15 protein-coding genes are annotated in these 14,673 nt (G+C 71.9%); 6 read left to right on the forward strand and 9 right to left on the reverse strand.

Going from position 1 to position 14,673, the window contains the following annotated elements:
- Positions 1 to 294: 294 nt before the first annotated feature.
- A complete protein-coding gene (locus KA711_05085; GenBank protein ID MCM0608357.1) occupies positions 295 to 936 on the reverse strand; it encodes a MarC family protein in 642 nt (213 codons plus the stop codon).
- 241 nt (positions 937 to 1,177) lie between these two features.
- On the opposite strand from KA711_05085, the gene KA711_05090 reads away from it, so the two are divergent.
- Positions 1,178 to 1,690 carry an RNA-binding protein gene (locus KA711_05090; GenBank protein ID MCM0608358.1) on the forward strand — a complete coding sequence of 171 codons (513 nt, stop codon included), beginning with the start codon at positions 1,178 to 1,180 and terminating at the stop codon, positions 1,688 to 1,690.
- Between the two features lie 76 nt (positions 1,691 to 1,766).
- Here the strand turns inward: KA711_05090 and KA711_05095 are convergent, their stop codons facing one another.
- From KA711_05095 to KA711_05120, 6 genes are read right to left on the reverse strand one after another with little or no spacing between them, the layout of a single operon-like run.
- Complete coding sequence (locus KA711_05095) at positions 1,767 to 2,069, reverse strand: transcriptional regulator (protein MCM0608359.1); 303 nt, start codon at positions 2,067 to 2,069, stop codon at positions 1,767 to 1,769.
- Positions 2,066 to 3,022, reverse strand: a complete 957-nt coding sequence (locus KA711_05100; GenBank protein MCM0608360.1) for a sodium-dependent bicarbonate transport family permease — start codon at positions 3,020 to 3,022, stop codon at positions 2,066 to 2,068. The genes KA711_05095 and KA711_05100 overlap by 4 nt, the downstream gene beginning before the upstream one ends.
- A 27-nt stretch (positions 3,023 to 3,049) precedes the next feature.
- The gene (locus KA711_05105) at positions 3,050 to 3,823 is read right to left on the reverse strand and encodes an SDR family oxidoreductase (protein MCM0608361.1); all 774 of its coding nucleotides are present in this window, start codon (positions 3,821 to 3,823) and stop codon (positions 3,050 to 3,052) included.
- Complete coding sequence (gene lptC / locus KA711_05110; protein MCM0608362.1) at positions 3,820 to 4,527, reverse strand: LPS export ABC transporter periplasmic protein LptC; 708 nt, start codon at positions 4,525 to 4,527, stop codon at positions 3,820 to 3,822. The genes KA711_05105 and lptC overlap by 4 nt, the downstream gene beginning before the upstream one ends.
- A gap of 21 nt (positions 4,528 to 4,548) precedes the next feature.
- Positions 4,549 to 5,124 (reverse strand): HAD hydrolase family protein, encoded by a 576-nt coding sequence (locus KA711_05115; protein MCM0608363.1) that lies wholly within the window; start codon positions 5,122 to 5,124, stop codon positions 4,549 to 4,551.
- Positions 5,121 to 6,083 (reverse strand): KpsF/GutQ family sugar-phosphate isomerase, encoded by a 963-nt coding sequence (locus tag KA711_05120; GenBank protein ID MCM0608364.1) that lies wholly within the window; start codon positions 6,081 to 6,083, stop codon positions 5,121 to 5,123. The genes KA711_05115 and KA711_05120 overlap by 4 nt, the downstream gene beginning before the upstream one ends.
- 145 nt (positions 6,084 to 6,228) lie before the next feature.
- Here KA711_05120 and KA711_05125 point away from each other — a divergent pair, with 145 nt between their 5' ends.
- The 5 genes from KA711_05125 to KA711_05145 all read left to right on the forward strand — a co-directional run bounded on the left by KA711_05125 (position 6,229) and on the right by KA711_05145 (position 11,781).
- Positions 6,229 to 8,235 carry a monovalent cation:proton antiporter-2 (CPA2) family protein gene (locus tag KA711_05125; GenBank protein ID MCM0608365.1) on the forward strand — a complete coding sequence of 669 codons (2,007 nt, stop codon included), beginning with the start codon at positions 6,229 to 6,231 and terminating at the stop codon, positions 8,233 to 8,235.
- 67 nt (positions 8,236 to 8,302) lie between these two features.
- Positions 8,303 to 9,172, forward strand: a complete 870-nt coding sequence (locus KA711_05130) for a phytanoyl-CoA dioxygenase family protein (GenBank protein ID MCM0608366.1) — start codon at positions 8,303 to 8,305, stop codon at positions 9,170 to 9,172.
- Positions 9,150 to 9,761, forward strand: coding sequence for a histidine phosphatase family protein (locus tag KA711_05135; GenBank protein ID MCM0608367.1), 612 nt, complete (start codon positions 9,150 to 9,152; stop codon positions 9,759 to 9,761). Before KA711_05130 ends, KA711_05135 begins: the two co-directional genes overlap by 23 nt.
- A gap of 43 nt (positions 9,762 to 9,804) precedes the next feature.
- Entirely contained in the window at positions 9,805 to 10,374 is a 570-nt protein-coding gene (locus tag KA711_05140; GenBank protein MCM0608368.1) for an adenine phosphoribosyltransferase, read from the forward strand.
- A gap of 45 nt (positions 10,375 to 10,419) precedes the next feature.
- Positions 10,420 to 11,781 carry a M48 family metalloprotease gene (locus KA711_05145; protein MCM0608369.1) on the forward strand — a complete coding sequence of 454 codons (1,362 nt, stop codon included), beginning with the start codon at positions 10,420 to 10,422 and terminating at the stop codon, positions 11,779 to 11,781.
- A 51-nt stretch (positions 11,782 to 11,832) separates the two neighbouring features.
- Here KA711_05145 and KA711_05150 read toward each other — a convergent pair whose 3' ends face one another.
- Both KA711_05150 and KA711_05155 read right to left on the reverse strand, forming a co-directional pair.
- A complete protein-coding gene (locus KA711_05150; GenBank protein ID MCM0608370.1) occupies positions 11,833 to 13,278 on the reverse strand; it encodes an NAD(P)/FAD-dependent oxidoreductase in 1,446 nt (481 codons plus the stop codon).
- Between the two features lie 98 nt (positions 13,279 to 13,376).
- Positions 13,377 to 14,570, reverse strand: coding sequence for an ATP-binding protein (locus KA711_05155; protein ID MCM0608371.1), 1,194 nt, complete (start codon positions 14,568 to 14,570; stop codon positions 13,377 to 13,379).
- Positions 14,571 to 14,673 lie beyond the last annotated feature (103 nt).

Raw genomic sequence — 14,673 nt, forward strand, 5'->3', positions numbered from 1 at the left:
GTTCGAGCGACGCGGCACACGAACCCGATGGGCAAGGACGCAGAGCGCTGGCCGCGCGACCGTGATTGGGGACGGCGCGGGGCGCGGCAAACCCCGGCGGCGCCGCGCAAAAAAACGCCGCTCGGGACGGGCCCGGCGGCGCGTTGTGCAAATGTTGCGTCTCCTCTACCTCTTGCCAGCCAAACCCTGGGGCGTGACCGGAAGCATGCGCATCATGACGGCCGGGCCGGCCGCGCCACATCAGGGCTTACCCGCCGCACACTGGTTCAGTAAGCCCCGCCCTGGTGCGGGGATTCAGCGCCCGACGTGGCTCCCCAGCACGGGAAACAACTTGGTCAGACCGTCGGCCAGCAGTTCGACCGCCATGGCCGCCAAGATCAGTCCCATCAGCCGCGTCATCACGTTGATGCCAGTGCGGCCCAGCACGCGGGCGATGCGGCCAGAGGCCGAGAACACGATCCAGGTGATCAGCGCGATGGCTGCGCCGTAAGCCACCAGAACACCCAGTTGCCAGACGAAACGGGTCTTTTCGGCGTAGATGACGACGGTAGAGATCGTGGCCGGCCCGGTGAGCAGGGGGATGGCCAGCGGCACCACCGCAATGCTGGCCCCGGCATCAAGCTTCTCCTGGCCGTCGCGCTCGTCGGTGGGCTTGCTCTCGGCCGGCTGCGCGTTGAGCATGGCCAGCGAACTGATGAGCAGCAGGCAGCCGCCGCCCACCTGGAACGACGCCAGGCTGATGCCGAAGAACTCGATCACCTGGAGCCCCGCCAACGCGCTGACGGCGATGACCACGAAGACCGTGAGAGACGCGATGCGGATGGTGCGCACGCGCTGCGCGCGGTCGAAGCTCTGCGTGAAATGGATGAAGAACGGGACCACGCCGATCGGGTTGACGATGGCCAGCAGCGCGATCAAGGGCTTGAGAAGATCCATGGCGCGATGATGGGGCCGGTGGCTTGGGCCCGCCGGCTGGCGAATCGGGTAAGTCCGGGGCGTGGCAAAACAACAAATTGACCCCAAGGGGTTTACAGGCGGCGGTTTTCGATACCCATAATCCACAGGTCTGTGTTTGGCAGCCGCGCCTTTGCCGCGGGCGAAACCCCTTGGTGGGTGCGCCGGCGGCTGTTCCAGGGTTGAGCTCCGCATGGTTTTTCTGATCTTCTAAGGGCTCCCCGTGGGAAACAAACTTTACGTCGGCAACCTGGCCTATTCGGTCCGCGATGACTCGTTGATGCAGGCTTTCTCTTCGTTCGGCAGCGTGACGTCGGCGAAGGTGATGATGGACCGCGAAACTGGCCGCTCCAAGGGCTTCGGCTTCGTCGAGATGGGCAGCGATGCCGAGGCGCAGGCCGCCATCAACGGCATGAACGGTCAGGCGCTCGAAGGGCGCGCGGTCGTCGTCAACGAAGCCCGTCCGCGCGAAGAGCGTCCGGGCGGCTTTGGCGGTGGCGGTGGCGGCCGTGGTGGCTACGGCGGTGGCGGTGGCGGCTACGGCGGTGGTGGTGGCGGTGGTGGCTACGGCGGCGGTGGTGGCACCGGTGGCGGTGGCGGCGGTGGCCGCAGCCCCTACGGCGGTGGCGGTGGCGGTCGCAGCCCCTACGGTGGCGGCAACCGCGGCAGTGGCGGCAGTGGCGGTGGTGGCGGCGGCTACGGTGGTGGCGGCGGCGGCAACCGCGGCGGTTACTGATCCCCACCGGCGGCTGACCAGGCAGCGCTGAACAGGGCGCCTGCTGGCGCCCTTGTCCTTGGCAGGGCCGGGCGCGTCAGTAGCGTTCCGGCCGCAGCACCTGCACGGCGGCAAACCACAGCGCCACGCTGTAGTGCGGGGCGTAGGTGGCCAGCACGTGTTCGGCAATGGCGTCGGCCACGGCCTCATCGCAGATGACCTTCATCTCGATCGTCCGGTCGGCCTCCCAGTGACCCTCGCGCACGCCTTCCAGGTTGGCGCCGTGCACCTCGGTGACGGTCCAGCCCTGGGCGCCACGTTCGCGCAGGTCACGCACCAGCGGCTTCTCCAGCACGCCCTCGGTGATGATGACGAGCAGCGTCTTGCTGTGCTTCTTCATGCCCCGATCCTTTCGAGCCAGCGCGCGAGTTCGATGTACATCGGGATGCCGATGACGATGTTGAACGGGAAGGTGATGCCCAGCGCCGCGGTGATCGACAGCGCCGCGTTGGCCTGCGGCACGGCGATGCGCATGGCCGTGGGCGCCGCGATGTAGCTGGCGCTGGCCGCCAGCGTGGCCAGCAGCGCCACGCCGCCGGTGCTCAGCCCCAGCGCCCAGCCCGTGGCGGCACCGGCCAGCGCCAGCAGCGGCGGCGCGGCCAGGCCGATCACCAGCACCGCGGGGCCGAAGCGCCGGACCTCCGCCAGCCGCCCGCCGGCCACCAGGCCCAGCTCGAGCAGGAACAGCGCCAGCACGCCCTTGAACGGGTCGATGAACACCGCCTTGATGGGCGCCGTGCCGGCCTCGCCGGCCACCGCGCCGATGATCAGGCCGCCCATCAGCAGGAGCACGCTCTTGCCGAACAGCACGTCGTGCGCGAGGCTGCCCCAGTCGGTGCGCCGGCCCTGACCCGCGTCGCGCAAGGACCAGCGCGCCAGCAGGATGCCCGCCACCAGGCCCGGCGCTTCCATCACCGCCACCCAGAGCGCGGCGTGGCTCTCGTAGGCCATGCCCTCGCGCGCGAGCGCCGCCGTGGCCACCGCGAAGGTGACCACGCTGACCGATCCGTAGTGCGCCACCAGCGCTGCGGCGTCGACACCGCTCAGGCGCAGCGCGCGGGCCAGCGGATACATCACAAACGGGATCACGAAACCCAGCGCCATGCAGGCCAGCACCTGTGGCGCCAGCGCCGCCAGCGGCTGTTTGCTGAGCTCGATGCCGCCCTTCAGGCCGATAGCCAGCAGCAGATAGATCGACAGCGTCTCGTACAGCGCCTCGGGCAGCCGCAGGTCGCTCTTGACCACGCGCGCGATCACACCCAGCAGGAAGAAGTAGACAACGACGTCGATCATCGGTTTCGGTCTCCGGGGCCGCTCGGGTCAGCCGCGGCGGGGTTTGCGGCCGCGGCCGGCGAGCAGCCGGTCGTACCAGGCGTTGGGCAGCAGGCGCAAGGCCTTGGCCAACACGCCCATGGGCCAGGGGATAACGCGGTAGCTGCGGCCGGCGGCGATGGCGTCGAAGGCACGCTCGGCGAAGGCCTCGGGCGCCATCAGGAAAGGCATCGAATAGGGGTTGCCCGCCGTCAGCGGCGTGGCCACGTAGCCGGGCAGCAGCGTCACCACGCGCACGCCGCTGCCGCGGCACTCCACGCGCAGGCTCTCGCAGTAGGCCACGACGCCGGCTTTGCTGGCGCAGTAGGCGCCATGCCCCGGCAGGCCGCGGATGGCGGCGACGCTGGCCACGCCCACCAGCGTGCCCGAGCCGCGCGCGCGCATGGCCGCCACGAAGGGGTGGAAGGTGGCCGCCAGGCCCACGTTGTTGACGGCGAAAAGGCTGCGCATCTCGTCGAGGTCGACACGCTCAGCGGTGTCCATGCCCACGCTGATGCCGGCCGAGGCCAGCACCAGGTCGGGCAGGCCCTGCTCGGCGATGCAGCGCCGGCCGGCGGCGACGATGGCGTCGGTGTCGGCCACGTCGGCCGGGTAGATGCCCACACGATCGGGCCCCAGGCCCTGGGCGCGGACCCAGGCCTGCAGCGCCTCGGCCCGGCGCGCCACCAGCGCCAGCCGCCAGCCGGCCTGCGCATAGCGCGCGGCCAGCGCCTGGCCGATGCCGCTGGAAGCGCCGGTGATGAAGGCCAGCGGCGCGCTCACCGGCCGGCCTGCGGTGTCAGCGTCACCCGCAGCGGCCCCTGCAGCTCGAGCCGCTGCGGGCCGTGGCGGTAGACCAGGCCGGCGGCACGCCACTCGTCGGCGCCGACCCGCAGGCTCACCGGCTGGTCGGTCTCGACGCGCTCGTCGGTGAAGAACACGTGCAGGTACTCGCTCTTCATCTGCAGCGGCAGGCCGGCGGCGTCTTCACCCACCACCTCGGCACCCCCCAGCAGCTGCAGCTCGCTGCCGTCGCCGGCGCCGATGGCGCGGGCGGCGCTCGCGCGCGTGAGCCGGCCCTGGGGCGACCAGGACTGGATCTGCGCGCCGTCGATCTCGATGCGGTCGGTGGCGGGGTAGTGGCGCAGCTGCGCGCCCTCGATGCGCAGCAGCAGCCGCCCGTCGGGCGCGTAGCGCTCCAGCGCGAAAGCCTTCATCGTGTAGTCGGGGTCGGCCGAGACGCCGCGCGGCGCGGCCTCGGCCGGGGGGCGCGGCGAGTTCCTCACCAGCCACCAGGTGGCCATCGCCAGCGCGGCCATCAGCAGGATGGGCAGGTAGGCGGCCAGCGCCTCGCGCAGGCGCAGGTGCCAGGGCATGGCGCGGCGCGGCGTGGCGGCCGGGTCCGGCTCGCCAGGCCCGGCGGGCGCCGGACCCAGGCGCAGCGAGACCTCCGGCAGGTCGGGCAGCGGCAGCTCGAGGGGTTTCATGGGCGGACCGGTGGTGCCGCGTCACCGGGCGTCGAGCGTGCGGCGCTCCTGCACCAGCAGCGCGGCGTAGCGGCCGGCGGCCATCAGCAGCAGGTCGCAGAACTCGCGCGCCGCCCCATGGCCACCCGGTGCGGCCGTGACATGGTGCACCACCGCACGCACCTCGGCATGGGCGTTCGGCGGCGCGCAGGCAAAGGCCGCGCGCTGCAGCAGCGGCAGGTCGGGCCAGTCGTCGCCGATGGCGGCGAGTTCGGCCCAGGCCAGGCCGCGCCGCGTGAGCAGCGTCTCGGCGGCGGCGAGCTTGTCGGCCACGCCGAACAGGGCCTCGGTGACGCCCAGGTCGGCCAGGCGGCGGCGCACCGCGGGCGAATCGCGGCCGGTGATGACGATGGGCTCGATGCCGCCCTTCTTGAGCAGTTTCAGGCCGTGGCCGTCCAGTGCATGGAAGGCCTTGAAGACCTCGCCGTGCTCGCCGATGTAGAGGCTGCCGTCGGTGAGCACGCCGTCGACGTCGAAAATCGCCGCGCGCACGCCCAGTCCCTTGCCCTGGGCCCGCAGCAGGGTCTCGGGCGCAAAAGGCGCTGCGGGGAGGTTCATATCACCTTCGCGCGCATCAGGTCGTTGGTGTTCAGCGCGCCGACGAGGACACCGTCGCCGTCGACCACCAGCACGCTGGTCACACGGTGCTGCTCCATCACGCCCGCGGCGTCGGCGGCCAGTGCCTCGTCGCGCACCAGGCGCGGCGCGCGGTGCATCACCTGGGCGGCGTTCAGCGTGCGCAGGTCGTCCCGGCCGGCTTCGATCAGGCGGCGCAGGTCACCGTCGGTGAAGATGCCCTGCGGCCGGCCGTCGGCGGCCACCACGGCGGCGAAGCCCAGGCCCTTGCCGGTCATCTCGCGCAGCAGCGCGGGCATCGCGGCCTCGGGGGCCACGCGCGGCACGGCGTCCCCGTGGCGCATCAGGTCCTTCACGTGCAGCAGCAGCTTGCGGCCGAGCGCGCCGCCGGGGTGCGAGCGCGCGAAGTCGGCCTCGCGAAAGCCGCGCGCGTCGAGCAGCGCCACCGCCAGCGCGTCGCCCAGCGCCATCTGTGCGGTGGTGCTGGCGGTGGGCGCCAGGTTCAGCGGGCAGGCCTCCTCGGCCACGGCGCTTGAGATCACGATGTCGGCGTGGCGGGCCAGCGTCGACGCGGGCCGCCCCGTCATGGCCACCAGCACCACGCCCAGGCGGCGCAGCGCCGGCAGGATGGCCGCGAGCTCGTCGACCTCGCCGCTGTTGCTGATGGCCAGCACCACGTCGGCCGGGCGCACCATGCCCAGGTCGCCGTGGCCGGCCTCGGCCGGATGCACGAAGAAGGCCGGTGTGCCGGTGCTGGCCAGCGTGGCGGCGATCTTGCGGCCGACATGGCCGCTCTTGCCCATGCCCATGACGATGACGTGGCCGGGGCAGTTGCGCATGGCCGCCACGGCGGCCACGAAGGCCGGGCCTGCCACACCCTGCAGCGACGCCGCCAGGCCCTGCAGCGCACGCGTCTCGATCTCGACCGTGCGCGCCGCCATCGCCAGCGCGCGGGCTGCGTCGACGGGGGTCGGCGAGGCGGTGTCGGGCATTAGGATGGGCGCAGCGCGTGTCACCCCGGAACGGGTCGCGCGATTCTAGGCACCCCCCTCGCCGGGCCTGCGGGCCTCGCCGCAAACCCCGCCCTTGGCCTCCACCCTCGAACTGGTCCTGCTGTACCTCGTGGCCGCGGTGTTGGGCGTGGTGGCCTGCCGCCTGCTGAAGCTGCCGCCGATGCTGGGCTACCTGGTGGTGGGCATCCTCATCGGCCCCAACGCGCTCGCTTTCGCCCAGGACAGCGCCGGGGTGAAATACCTTGCCGAGTTTGGCGTGGTGTTCCTGATGTTCGTGATCGGGCTGGAGTTCAACCTGCCCAAGCTCAAGAGCATGCGCACGCTGGTGTTCGGGCTGGGCTTGAGCCAGGTGCTGCTGACGATGCTCGTCACGGTGGCGGGGCACTTTGCGCTGGTGTGGGCCTACGCCAGCGTCCTGCAGGGCACTTGGCAGATGGACTGGCGCGGCGCCATCGTGCTGGGCGGTGCTTTGGCGATGAGCTCCACCGCCATCGTGGTGAAGCTGATGGTCGAGCGGCTGGAGCTCGAAAGCGAGCACGGCCGCCGCGTGCTGGGCGTGCTGCTGTTCCAGGATCTGGCCGTGGTGCCGCTGCTGGTGCTGATACCGGCGCTGGGCTCGCCGCCCGACGAGATGTTCACCGCGCTCGGCCTGGCCGTGGTGAAGGCAGCGCTGCTGCTGACGCTGCTGCTGGTGGGCGGCCAGCGCGTGATGCGCTGGTGGCTCACACTGGTGGCGCGGCGCAAGAGCGAGGAGCTGTTCATCCTGAACCTGCTGCTCGTCACACTCGGCCTGGCCTACCTGACCGAACACGCGGGCCTGAGCCTGGCGCTGGGCGCCTTCGTGGCCGGCATGCTGGTGGCCGAGACCGAATACAAGCACCAGGTCGAGACCGACATCCGGCCTTTCCACGACGTGTTGCTGGGCCTGTTCTTCATCACCATCGGCATGAAGCTCGACTGGCGGCCGGTGATCGACCAGTGGGGCCTGGTGCTGCTGCTGACCAGCGTGCCGGTGCTCGGCAAGTTCGTCCTCGTCGCGATGCTGGCACGCATCTTTCGCGCCACGCCGGGTGTCGCGCTGAGGACGGGCCTGTACCTGGCCCAGGCCGGCGAGTTCGGCTTCGTGCTGCTGACGCTGGGCGCCGACCGCGGCATCGTGGCGCCCCAGTGGGTGAGCCCGGTGCTGGCCAGCATGGTGCTGAGCATGCTGGCGACGCCCTTTCTCATCACCTACAGCAACCTCATCGTCAACAAGCTCTCGGCCAGCGACTGGCTGATGCAGTCGGTGGCGCTCACCAGCATCGCCAAGAAGAGCATCGCCAGCGAGCGCCACGTCATCATCTGCGGCTACGGGCGCAGCGGGCAGGCGCTGGCGCGCCTGCTGGCGCAGGAGCGCATCCCCTACATGGCGCTCGATCTCGACCCCGACCGCGTGCGCCAGGCCGCCGCCGCCGGCCAGAGCGTGGTCTTCGGCGATGCGGCCCGCCTGCAGAGTCTGATGGCCGCCGGTCTGGCGCGCGCCGCCGCGGTGGTGGTGAGCTACCACGACACGCCCTCGTCGCTGAAGATCCTGAACCTCGTGCACTCGCACGCGCCCAAGGTGCCGGTGATCGTGCGCACCGTGGACGACAGCGACATCGACAAGCTCAAGGCCGCCGGCGCCACCGAGGTGGTGCCCGAGGCCATCGAGGGCAGCCTGATGCTGGCCGGCCACGCGCTGGTGCTGGTGGGCGTGCCGATGGCGCGTGTCATCCGCATCACGCGCGACGCGCGCGACGCGCGCTACAGCCTGCTGCGCGGCTACTTCCACGGCGCCGACGACGACAGCGTGGCCGAGCGCGACCAGGCGCGCCTGGCCAGCGTGACACTGCCCGAGGCCAGCGGCTGGGCCGGCCACCGGCTCGACGATCTGGCGCTGCACGCGGTGGGCGTGGCGGTGGTGTCGGTGCGGCGGGCCACGGGCCGTGTGGAGCGGCCCGCCGACGCCGACGTGCTGGCCGGCGGCGACACGCTCGTGCTCAGTGGCCTGCCCGAGCCGCTGGCGCTGGCCGAGGCCAAGCTGCTGGGGCGGGCGGGGTGAGCGCCTGCAAAGACATGTGTCGCGCCCGCGTTGCGCCCGGGGGCAGCCCAGGCATACTGATCGCCCGATGGCCCGCCTGACCCCCGCCGAGATCGACCACTATGGGCGCGAGGGCTACGTGGTCCCCGGCTGGCGCCTGCCCGACGCACGTGTCGAGCCGATGCGCGCCGCGCTCGACGAGCTGCTGCGCCGCAACCCGGACGTGCGCCCCGAGAAGCTGGTGTCGGCGCACCTCGAGTCCGGCGACGGCGCCGACAACGGGGAAGGCGTGCGCGGCGTACGCGACTTCCTCGAGCTGGCGATGGACCGCGACATCGTCGACCTCGTCGCCGACGTGATCGGCGATCACGTCATCCTCTGGGGCTGCCACGTGTTCTGCAAGCCGGCCGCCGAGGGCTACGAGACGCCCTGGCACCAGGACGGCCACTACTGGCCGATCCGGCCGCTGGCCACCTGCACCGCCTGGGTGGCGCTGGAGCCGTCGACGCGCGACAACGGCTGCCTGCGCGTGATCCCGCGCTCGCACGCGGCGCGCCTGCTGCACCCGCACCTGCACGAGGCGCGCACCGACCTGACCTTGAACCAGCGCCTGGCTGCCGGCGCCTTTGACGAGGCGGACGCGGCCGACATCGAGCTCGAGCCTGGCCAGCTCTCGCTGCACGACGTGCACATGATCCACGGCGCGGCGGCCAATCGCAGCGCCCAGCGCCGCACCGGCGTCGCGCTGCGCTACATGCCCGCGAGCTCGGTGTTCGAGCGCGCGCTGGACCCGGTGAAAGGGCGCAGCGGCGTGCCGGTGGACTTCGCGCGGCGACCGATCTGGCTGCTGAAGGGGCGCGACCTCAGCGGCCGCAACGACTTCAGGGTCGGGCACCGCACAGGGCCCGGTGGCGGCCTCGCCGAGGGCCCTGGCGATGCGGCACGCACCCCGGCCTGAGCCGCGCCTCGCGCGGCGCACGCTGCTCGGCACCGCCGCGCTGGCCGGGCTGCCGCGGTGGGCCACGGCGGCCGAGGTGGCGCCGCTGCTGCGCGAAGGCGGCGTGGTCATCGCCTTCCGCCACGCGCTGGCGCCGGGCACCTTCGACCCGCCCGAGTTCAGGCTGGGCGACTGCCGCACGCAGCGCAATCTTTCCGACGGCGGCCGGGCGCAGGCGCGGCGCATGGGCGAGTGGTTCGAATCGCGCGGCCTGAAGCCGGCGCGCGTGCGCTCCAGCCCCTGGTGCCGCTGCCTGGACACGGCGCAGCTCGCGTTCGGGCCAGGCGGGGGCCGCGTCGAGGCCTGGCCCGCGCTGGGCTCGCCCCGTGGCGCCAGCGAGGCCACCAACGCCGAGAGCCTGCGCGCGCTGCGCGCTGCGCTGGCCGAGGCGGCGCGCCAGCGCGGCCGTTTCGAGGCCTGGGTGACGCACATGTTCGTGCTGTCCGACCTGGCCGCCACCGGCAGCAGCTCGGGCGAGGGCCTGGTGCTGCGCGCCGGCAGCGGCGGCGCGGTGCAGGTGCTGGCGCGGCTGGCGCCGCCGCCGGCCTGAGCGTGTGAGAGGCGCCGGGCGCGGCGGCCCTACCATCCGGACCATGGCTGCCGACCCCGCGAACGACCCCATCCCGGCCCCCGCCGACTACATCCGCGGGCACATCCGCACCGTGCCCGACTGGCCGGCGCCGGGCGTGATGTTCCGCGACATCACGCCGCTGCTGGCCAAGCCGCGCGTGTTCCGCGTGCTGATCGACCAGTTCGTGCACCGCTACTTCGACGTGCGGCCCGACGTCATCGCCGGGCTCGATGCGCGCGGCTTCATCATCGGCAGCGTCCTGGCCTACGAGCTGAACGTGGGCTTCGTGCCCATCCGCAAGAAGGGCAAGCTGCCGTTCAGCACGGTGGAAGAAACCTACGAGCTCGAATACGGCAGCGCCACGGTGGAGATCCATACCGATGCCGTGAAGCCCGGCGACCGCGTGGTGCTGATCGACGACCTCATCGCCACCGGCGGCACCATGATGGCCGGCCGCAAGTTGCTGGAACGTCTGGGCGGCACGGTGATCGAAGGAGCCGCGATCGTCGATCTCCCCGAGCTCGGCGGCTCGAGCAAGCTGCGGGCCAGCGGGCTGCCGCTGTTCACGCTGGTGGACTTTGCCGGGCACTGAGGGCCGCCGGTCGCGATCGCATCCCGCCGACTCGGACCGACTGCCATGACCGATCTCAACGTCCACCCCGCAGCGCCCGCCGGGCTGACGCAACGCAGCCACCGCAACCGGCTCGCCCGGCGCGACGTGCTCTGGCTCTTCGGCGCCAGCATAGGCGCCACGGCCCTGTCGGGCTGCGCTGTCTCGCCCGTCACCGGCCAGCGCATCCTGGTGGGCCTGTCGGAAGACCAGGAAAAGGCCATCGACGCGCGGCAGGCGCCGCACCAGTTCTCGCAGGACCTGGGCGCCGTGCAGGACGCGCCCGTCAACGCCTACGTAACCGAGGTCACGGCGGGCCTGCAGCCGCATGTGCAGCGCCGTGGCATGCCGTACAGCACGCGGGTGCTCAACGCGAACTACGTCAACGCCTACACCTTCCCGGCCGGGGCCATGGGCATCACGCGGGGCATCATGGTCGACATGCAGGACGAGGCCCAGCTGGCCGCGCTGCTGGGCCACGAGATGGGCCACGTCAACGCGCGCCACGCCGCGCAGCGCCAGGGCCAGGCCCTGGTGGCGCAGGTGGCGGTCATGGGCGTGGCGGTGGCCGCGGGGGATTCGGGCTGGGCGCCGCTGGCCGGCATCGGCGGCCAGATCGGCGCCAGCGCGCTGCTGGCGAACTACTCGCGCGAGAACGAGCGCGAGGCCGACGCCCTGGGCCAGCAGTACATGGTGGCCGGCGGTTACCCGGCCCAAGGCATGGTCGGCCTGCACCAGCTGCTGGTGAGCAGCCACGACAAGCAGCCGGGCCTGCTGGAGACCTTGTTCTCGTCGCACCCCATGAGCGCCGAGCGCGTGGCCACGGCGCGCCGGCGCGCCGAGACCACCTACGCCGCCACGCGCGGCGCGCCGGCCCAGCGCGAGCGCTACATGGACCGCACGGCCTCGCTGCGGCGCCTGAAGCCCACCATCGCGGCCTGCCAGAACGGCGAGCTGGCGATGTCGAAAAAGGACCTGCCCGAGGCCCAGCAGCAGTTCGAGGCCGCGCTGAAGCACACGCCCGAGGACTACGCCGCCAACCTGCGCATGGCGCAGTGCCTGGCGGCGCAGAACCGCCTGGCCGACGCCCGCCGCTACGCCGACACCGCGCGCCGCGTCTACCCGCAGGAGGCCCAGGCGATGAAGCTCGGCGCCACGCTGCGGCTGGGCCAGCGCGAGCCGGCAGCCGCCTTGGCCGAGCTGCAGGCCTTCGACCGCGTGTTGCCGGGCGACCCCGGCGTGCTGTTCCTCAAGGGCGTGTCGCTGGACGTCATGGGCCAGGGCCGGCAAGCGGCCGAGCACTACGCGGCCTTCCTGCGCGTCACGCAGCAGGGCGGGGCGGCGCAGCACGCCGCCGCGCGGCTCAAGGCCCTGGGCGCCACGCCCTGAAGCCGCCGCGCGCCGCGGGCGCCGTGGCGCCCGCCACTGCGGCGGCGCCCGTCAGGCTGCGGCGCCCGCGGCCGCCAGCACCAGCAGCCGCGGCAGGTTGGCTGCGGCGGCCTGCGCCTGCGCCTTCATGCGCGCCAGCACGGCCAGCTGGCCGGCGTCGGCCTTGTCCGCACCGCCGATGAGGCGGCCGAAGGCGTCGAGCCGGCACTCGCGGATCCACCCGCGCAGCGCGGCGTGCTGGCCCCACAGCGCCTGGTTGCGCATGTTCGCGGCGATCGTCTGCACATAGCCGGCTGTGGTGTGCGGGAAGGGCACGGTCTGGCAGAGGGCGTTCTTGGCCGCGTCGTCGTCGTGGTGCGCCTCGACCCAGGCCGTGAGCGCGGCGCTGAAACTCACCAGCGGCGCGCGCAGCAGCTGCACCACCACGCGGCGGCCCTGGAACACCGGCTGCGGCGGCCTGAAGCGCACCGCCGACGCGGTGCAGTCGACGTAGAGCGCGCCGGGCTCCACGGCCACGCGGCCCTGCTGCAGTTGCAGGCCCTGGGCGTCGATCGCCATCACGCGGCCCAGGCGCACGACATCGTGCACGCGCCGCAGCTGCTCCACCTCGGCCTGCGACACCGTGGCCAGGTGGAACATCGTCGGCCAGCGCGTGGGGTCGATGCGCAGCAGCGCGCCGCAGGCTTCCAGGCGGGCATAGAGGTCGTCGACCGAGCGGGCTTCGGCGACGGCCTGCATCTGGTCGGCCTGGCCGCCGATGGCCTCGAAGAAGAACTCTGGCGCGTTCTGCGTGCCCAGGCGGTTGACCAGCCAGCTGTCGCGCGGCACCACCCAGGTGATGGCCTCGGGCGGCGCGCCCGACTGCAGCAGCCACAGGCAAGTGTCCATCGCCGTCTTGCCGGCACCGAGCACGACGAAGCGCCGCGGCCCCGCCCCGCCCTGCGCCTGCTGCCACAGCCCCGGCAGCGCGTTCGGCGGCACCACGCGCACGCCTTCGGCCACCGCGTAGGCCGGTGTGTGCGTGACCGGCACCTCGGGGCTGAAAAAACGGGCGTCGACCACTTTGCGGCGCACCCGCAGCGCCGTGCGCCGGCCCGACAGCAGCGATTCGACCAGCTCGCAGCCGTCGGCCTCGCCGAGGTGGTTGCTCAGCGGGTGGTAGCTCACGCGGCCGCTGGGCAGCAGCCGGTGGTTCATCACGCGGTCGAAGTAGGCGCAGACCTCGGCGCCGCTGGCCAGCTCGGCCATGCCGCGGTTCAGGCCCACGGCATCGGTGAGGCCGCTGCCGAGCTCCGTCGACGCCACGCCGTAGAAGGCCGAGGGCTGGTGCAGCGTGACGAAGGGGTAGGCATCGTTCCAGTGCCCGCCGGGCTTGCCGTGGCGGTCGACGATCGTGATGTGCGCGTCGGTCTCGGCCAGCAGCGTGTCCGCAAAGGCCAGGCCCGTGGCGCCGGCGCCGATGATCAGGTAGTCGGTGTCGGTGTCGGGGTGGGGCATGGTGGGTGCGGTGGGGTGGGTGGGGGCTGGCCGCCCTGATGCCGGCTTCAGGTCGCGCGGCGTGCCGATGGCCGCCTGCGAAGGACGGCGAGGCGCCGCTACGCGCGACGCCAGTCGGCACCTGGGATGATGCGCTTCATGAACTCGTCGAACATCGGGACCGTGAAGGCGGTGTCGCCGTGGTTCGGGCTCCAGATCATCCCCTTGGAGATCAGTGAACTGCGCGTCGGCGCGAGCGACGTGACCATGGCGGGGTAGCAGGCTGCGATGTCGCCCGAGCGGTGTGGACCGGGTCCAAGCTCGGCCATCGCGCGCAGATAGCGCTTCTCCTTCGGCGTCAGCCGGTCGAAGCGCACGCGAAAGAAGCTTTCGTCGAGCGCGGCCACGGCGCTTCTGGACGCGCGCTGCACCGCGTCGATGCCGATCGGCGAGTGCGCCGCCTGCTCCCAGGCATGGAAACCCCATTGCTGGAGGAAGTACGCATAGCCCTGCGTGACCTCGACCAGCCGGTTCAGCGCGGCTTCGTCGATCTCCACCCCTTCCTTCTGGAGCGGCACGCGGATCGCCTGTTCGGCCGCCGGCCCCGTGAGGGCGCCGATCTCCGGGAAGTTGAACAGGCGCTCGGCATACGACTTTGCGTTGCCCATCCGGCCGCGCAGCTGTGGCAGGCCTGCGCCCACGAGCACCACCGGCAGTTGCTGCTGCTCGACGCGGTGCATGGCCGTGATGAGCACCGCCAACTGGTCCTCTGCCACGTGCTGCAATTCGTCGATGAAGATGACCTCGGCCGTGCCCGCGGCCTTCGCCGCGCGGCCGACCTGCTCGAAGAGCGCCTGCAGATCGTGCTCAAGGTCGCCGTTGTCGGCGAGACCGGGTTCGGGCTCGTAGTCGAGGCCGACCTCGAGATCCTGATACTTGATCTTCATCTTGCCGGCGAAGCCGGCAAGTGCACGCAGGCCGCGCACGGCGTAGTCCCGGGCTGCCGCCACGTTGCTGAGTCTCAGCAAGGCCTGCCGCAGCTGGGGCGCGAGGATCGCGGGCAGTGACCGCCCTTCCGGCGCCTCGATGCGGATCGTGTGAATCCCTGCCGCTTCGGCCTCACCCCGGATTCGATCGAGCAGGACGGTCTTGCCGGCCCCCCGCAGGCCGACCAGCATGGCGCTCTTCGCGTGCCGGCCGGTGCGGGCGCGCTGGAGCGCGACATGCATCTCCCTCAGAAGCACATCGCGGCCGGCAAGCTCGACCGGCGGCGAGCCTGCGCCTGGCACAAACGGGTTTCGGATGGAGTCCATGGAGCCCGCACTTTATAGTGATCTTTGGAAGTTTATGCAAGACCGATAAGAAGCAAAAGTCATGCATAAACGCTCCCGGGATCCCGTCTTTCGCGCGGGCAGG

This window comes from Ideonella sp. WA131b, from assembly GCA_023657425.1.
In the GTDB taxonomy this organism is placed as follows: Bacteria; Pseudomonadota; Gammaproteobacteria; order Burkholderiales; family Burkholderiaceae_C; genus Rubrivivax.